Here is a 229-nt window from a genome sequence, read left to right on the forward strand (position 1 = left end):
TAGATCTGACTGTCCGACAATGGAGTATCGATAAAAAGAGAGATTAGAAAGCGACTGCGCGCGCCGGGGTATGTCCGAGGGTTTTACCGACGACGTCTGCAGGCCGTGCGGGGCCGTAGAAGAACCCCTGAACCTGGTGGCACCCCAGGCTTTTGAGGTAGGTGAGCTGTTCGTCCGTTTCCACGCCCTCCGCCACGATCTGAAGCTTCAGTCCATGGGCCATGGCGAC

1 protein-coding gene is annotated in these 229 nt (G+C 58.1%); it reads right to left on the reverse strand.

All coding sequences use genetic code 11. The annotated features are described in order from the left end of the window. Positions 1–43: 43 nt before the first annotated feature. A partial coding sequence (locus B2T33_RS06025) for an EAL domain-containing protein (RefSeq protein WP_286791451.1) occupies positions 44–229 on the reverse strand: 186 nt, incomplete at its 5' end.

The organism is Thalassospira sp. UBA4513 (genome assembly GCF_002388495.1).
Taxonomy (GTDB): domain Bacteria; phylum Pseudomonadota; class Alphaproteobacteria; order Rhodospirillales; family Thalassospiraceae; genus Thalassospira; species Thalassospira tepidiphila.